Genomic DNA, 5,000 nt, shown 5'->3' with positions numbered 1-5,000 from the left:
AATAGTGAAGATCTTGTTTTCATTGAAATATGGGATCGCAAATCGCTAATAAAACTATCCCTGCCATTTTTTGTTTTTACAGCCATTGCTGGCTTAGTTAAATACGGAGTGCTGTAATGTATTTTAAAGAGCTATCTAGTGAGCTAGCTATTTATCGACAATCAAGGTTAAGTAGATTATTGCTAGTTTTGTTGTGTGGTTTCTTTTTATTTATCGGACTAATTAATGTGTTCAATTCTGATGAAGCAAAATCATTACCGATATGGGTATCTGGGTTTATATGCTGGCTAGGGTGGAGTGGTTCGTTTGGTGGTTATGTATGTCGTTTTGATCTCGTAAAACAAACCTTGGAATTAAAGTCGACTAGTTTATACACTATTTTTAAACGTGTTTATAAATTATCGGATATTAAAGGTTTTAAAGCTATACCTAGAAAAGGCTACACACATAACTATAGATTATATGCAGTGTTGACTGATAATACTCATATTGCTTTCGCAAACTACAAAGGACGAGGATTTGCAGTTAAGGAGTGTATAAAAATGGCTGACTTTGTCAGTAAGCCTTATCAAATCAATATTGATACACTGTAGTGGTCAACTAATTTTGGCCACAGTTTTATGATCCTTGTATCTAATCTCAGATTCATTCGGTGCTAAAGCTGACAATTCAGATGTAGTAAAAATCGAAAAGATAAACAAAGACTTAATATTTAGCTTTTTACGAAGAAATTTCACCTCTCAACAAAAGTTCTTAAGATGGTTTAAAGAGAGGCAATATGATGAGTAATCTAACAACCCCGTAAACTAGGACGTTCGTAAACTCACGTCTATTATGCGGGCGTTACCACTTTATGTAATTGGCACAGAGCCGTCATTCGACTCTAACTCATTTGTGTTGTTTAATAGTTTTCCCTAAAACGATGAGGGGTTCGGCTTTTTTACCCAAACGGGGCTTAAGCAAAAGCGTTTTATTACTATATGCCCAATAAAATAGTGGCATATTTTATCGTGCATTATTAGGTACATTAAAACAATAGCTATTTTGATGAATTACCAGCGATTGCGCTATGCACTATGAGTAAGTAATTTAATCCATTCATCTGCGTTTGACACAATGAATTGATATTTATTGCCATCTTTTAACACGATTTCAATTGCATCATGTGTATAAGGCAAAATACCCGCAATTTTACCAGAGCACTTACTCACTTTTACAATTTCACATCGTGCAAACATATAAGGCCCTAACCCAAATTGTGCGTTCAACGGCGCAAAATGAATATCGGTGTTGGTTAGCCAAAATTTGCCGTCGGCTTTAATCGTCCCTTGTTGAATCGTGGCGATGGTCGATTTGATTGTTATTGTATGCATAATAGTATTCCTTTATGTAGTGTTGCTTTTTAGTCATTACCAAGTGACGACATTTAAGCAGACTGTATTACCTTTCTCTTGGTTTGCCTACCGTTAAGTAGTGCGCCCAACCACGTATTTTTAACTAATAATAAATAACTTATTTGACCTATAAATAATGTAACCACCACGCTAACTATAAACTTTACTAAAACTGGCCAATTAGTATTAATCAATGGCATCTGAATATAAATCAGCACTGGCACATGTATTAAATAAATCCAATATGATGCATTTGATATGCTGCGACTGAGTTTACTTTTGTGATTTAAAAAACGATGTCCAAGTAAAAACGTTATGGCGGTTAAAAAAAGAACACTCAGTCCTTGTAATAATACATGCAATACATGTAGCTCTCCCGCTGCGGCAAAATACTCCGTAGTTGCGGCGGCGATCACTTCATCTAAGCTTGGCGCGGCTGGTAATAAAGAAAAATAACCAGTCAGTGATATTGCAACACCTAAAATAAGAGGCCATAAGTACTTATGATATGACGAAATGAGCTGTTGTTTTTTATAAAGCCCTACTCCTAAACAATAAAAACTGCCGTAAAAACCATACGACCACAACTGTGGCGTGAGCTTATCGGGGGCTCGGAATGGAATAGATTGCCCCATCAAAGAAAGCGTTAACACGATGGGAAGTACAACCCACATAAATAAAGGGTGGACGCTAAGCGCATCGAATTTATTGCCTAATAAGTTAGTTGTTTTCAACAACCAGTGAATTAAGCAAAACTGGAATAAGTTCCACAAAAACCATAAGTGCATAGTGCTAACAACAGGCTCTTTAATAACTTTAAACACAGCAAAAATCGGCGGTTTTGGATCAGCTATACCGGCTCCAAAACTGAAGGCATGGTAGTAAACTGCAAAGCTTAGCGGTAAAAAAACAATAAAAGGCAGTAATATATGTTGACTGCGATGGCGTAGAAATCGCGCGTTGCTCGATTTAACTATTAACAACGTACTGCAAAACCCTGCAATTATAAAAAATAATGGCATCCGAAATAAGTGCAGCGTATGCGTAATATAATCAAATAGACCATGTGTGCTTGGGTCTGCCGTAAACCAAATATTGCTAAAGAACGGACTGTAGGCTAAAGCGGCATGAAATACGATGCCAAGCAATAGCGCGAGGCTGCGTAAATTATCAATGTAATGTAATCTATTGTCTTTATTCATTAATGTGCCCAACTAACTTTTATTAATCAAGCATAAATGAATGGGGTTTCATGGCACTAGTCACAAAGCTCATAGCCTGAGCTATGACAGATGTCACTGTTTTTACAACGCGAGTTCTGCAATAATTGCTAAAAAATATGGCCGCAGTAATGGAATCAACTATACGACATACAACCGATTGGCATTTCTCAACATTGGCATCTTGGCTCGGGGTGACATCGGCGTGTGCCTATTATGCCAACTCAGAATTAGCGCTATATTTGCAAATCATAGTAAGTGGTTCCATTTTAGCTATTTTGCTGTATGTGTTAAAACAGCCCAACAAATTTGTTCACGGCGTAGCACTTGGCTATTTCCTGCTTATTTGTGTTTTGATACAACTGAGTTCAACGTCCTTAGTTTTTATCCACCTAGTGATGTTCACAGCGGTTTTTAGTCCTCATTTTACGCTTCCTAAAATACTCGCTTGTGATGTGGCCGCCATGCTGGTGTATGGTTTAACGCATTATTCGCGCTGGGAAAATGGCATTCCTTGGATCACGTTTACAATTTGGTTCTTCTTTTGCTTGATGAATTGGTTTGTTAGTCGGCGTATTGTCGAAAGTTTAAATACACATTACCAATCCCGCCAAAACTACAAAGAGTTAAAAGCCACCCAACACATGATGGGGGCGATGCATGCAGCGCAAGAGCGACAAAATATATCACGCGAGCTCCATGACTCACTCGGCCATAAGCTTACCGCGCTCAGCATTAATTTAGATTTTGCTAAAAGAGCAGCAAATGACGCCACCGTTGAAACCCTGTCTCTTTGCCACCAACTTAGTCAAGAAGTATTGGCTGAAGTACGCGAAATCGTTTCCACTCAACGCAATGACAAAACGATACTTAAGCAAGCTATTGAGGCCATTTGCGGACTAACACCTAATTTACACTGTGATCTCCAACTAAGTAAGGAGACAGAGCAGCTCCCTCAAGACTACGCCCTGTGTGTATTGCGGTTTACCCAAGAGATGATCAGCAACACCCTTAAACATACCCAAGCAAACCATTTTACTTTGCATGTGAATGTCTCTCACGTTGGTCAACATCCGCTGTTAATTGCAAAAGCGTATCACAACCAACCAGAGACCCATTTACCAAAACATGGGAACGGATTAGCAGGATTAAATGAACGAATGGCACAATTTGGTGGTGAATTTTCACAACATCTTGAGCAAGAAACACTGATCAATACCATGACATTACCATTAAATTTAGAAGAAAAAAGCCATGATAAAGTGCCTACTAGTTGAAGATCAGACCTTAGTTCGTTTAGGCCTCGCTAATTTACTTAACCTTGATAGCGCCATTAATATCGAAGCCCAAGCTGAAGATGGCTTACAAGCGCTTGCACTATTAGCTGAACATAGTTTTGACATTGCTTTACTCGATATGAGAATGCCGAATTTAGATGGGCTCGGCGTGCTGCAAAAAATGCGTGAAAAGGGTGATAAAACCCCTGTGCTGATCATCACCACATTTGAAGATTGTGATGTATTAGTCAAAGCCCTTAATCTAGGTGCTCGTGGCTATGTGCTTAAAAACATTGAACTTGAAGAGCTCATTAGCGCTATCAAGCAGGTCGTTGCAGGTGAGCGAGTATTGCAAAGTGCGGTGACTGATTTTTTACTCAAAAAACAACTAAGCCCTCAGCTCTGCTTAACAGGCAAAGAACAAACCGTATTGCAGTGTTTGTCTTTAGGCATGTCGAATAAAGTGATTGCCAAAAAGTTAGATAACTCTGAGGGGACTATTCGTAATCATGTGTCACAAATCCTTGCTAAATTAGAGGTAAAAGACCGCACTCAGGCCGTTATAAAAGCCATTAATCAAAACCTAATTTAACACGCGAACAACACCAAATTACTATTTTTGATTAGGCTTAAGTGGCGCAATCAACATAAATAAGAGTAAATAAAACTAACTAATAAACAAATAGGCGACTATCCAGGCGAGCTTTTCTTGGCGTTCCACTTTTTGTGACCTAGCAATGAGTATGATTGGCATCACCAAATCTTGGTTTCAGACATTAAAGATCTTCAGTGTCTGCTCATGGCACAGAGCAGACCGCCGGTAATTTTTGATTGATGCAATTAACAGTTGTAACTGGCCAAGAGTCGGGGTTCTTTACGTAATGAAAAATAAAGATGCGCTGTCGCTCCTCTGGCAAGCATCGGGCTAAATAAACTCTACCTCGAAGTAAACCCGATTAGCTTTCGTATAACAGATAGGCAAATTACCACTTCAAATCACTTACTGTAATAGATGTTTTCAAGCGATTTCTCGTTGTTTAAGAAATTTACCTAATAAAAAACATAATTATTTTTAGAGTGTAATTTAGTTAATAAATCTCAATTTAAGT

5 protein-coding genes are annotated in these 5,000 nt (G+C 38.3%); 3 read left to right on the top strand and 2 right to left on the bottom strand.

What is annotated here, in order from left to right; genetic code table 11:
* Positions 1–116 precede the first annotated feature (116 nt).
* On the top strand, positions 117–593 hold the full coding sequence (locus tag AN391_RS19605; RefSeq protein WP_055016944.1) for a hypothetical protein: 477 nt from the start codon (positions 117–119) through the stop codon (positions 591–593).
* A gap of 474 nt (positions 594–1,067) precedes the next feature.
* On the opposite strand, the gene AN391_RS19600 is transcribed toward AN391_RS19605, so the two are convergent.
* Positions 1,068–1,373: a hypothetical protein gene (locus tag AN391_RS19600; RefSeq protein ID WP_055016943.1), complete on the bottom strand. Its 306-nt coding sequence runs from the start codon at positions 1,371–1,373 to the stop codon at positions 1,068–1,070.
* Between the two features lie 53 nt (positions 1,374–1,426).
* Entirely contained in the window at positions 1,427–2,596 is a 1,170-nt protein-coding gene (locus AN391_RS19595) for an acyltransferase family protein (RefSeq protein WP_055016942.1), read from the bottom strand.
* A gap of 149 nt (positions 2,597–2,745) precedes the next feature.
* Between AN391_RS19595 and AN391_RS19590 the strand changes: the two genes are divergently transcribed.
* Positions 2,746–3,891 (top strand): sensor histidine kinase, encoded by a 1,146-nt coding sequence (locus AN391_RS19590; protein WP_055016945.1) that lies wholly within the window; start codon positions 2,746–2,748, stop codon positions 3,889–3,891.
* Complete coding sequence (locus AN391_RS19585) at positions 3,869–4,483, top strand: response regulator transcription factor (protein ID WP_055016941.1); 615 nt, start codon at positions 3,869–3,871, stop codon at positions 4,481–4,483. The genes AN391_RS19590 and AN391_RS19585 overlap by 23 nt, the downstream gene beginning before the upstream one ends.
* Positions 4,484–5,000 lie beyond the last annotated feature (517 nt).

This window comes from Pseudoalteromonas sp. P1-13-1a, assembly GCF_001401875.1.
Lineage (GTDB): Bacteria > Pseudomonadota > Gammaproteobacteria > Enterobacterales > Alteromonadaceae > Pseudoalteromonas.
The sequence above is the reverse complement of the archived record's forward strand: the minus strand, read 5'-3'. Positions and strand labels throughout refer to the sequence as shown.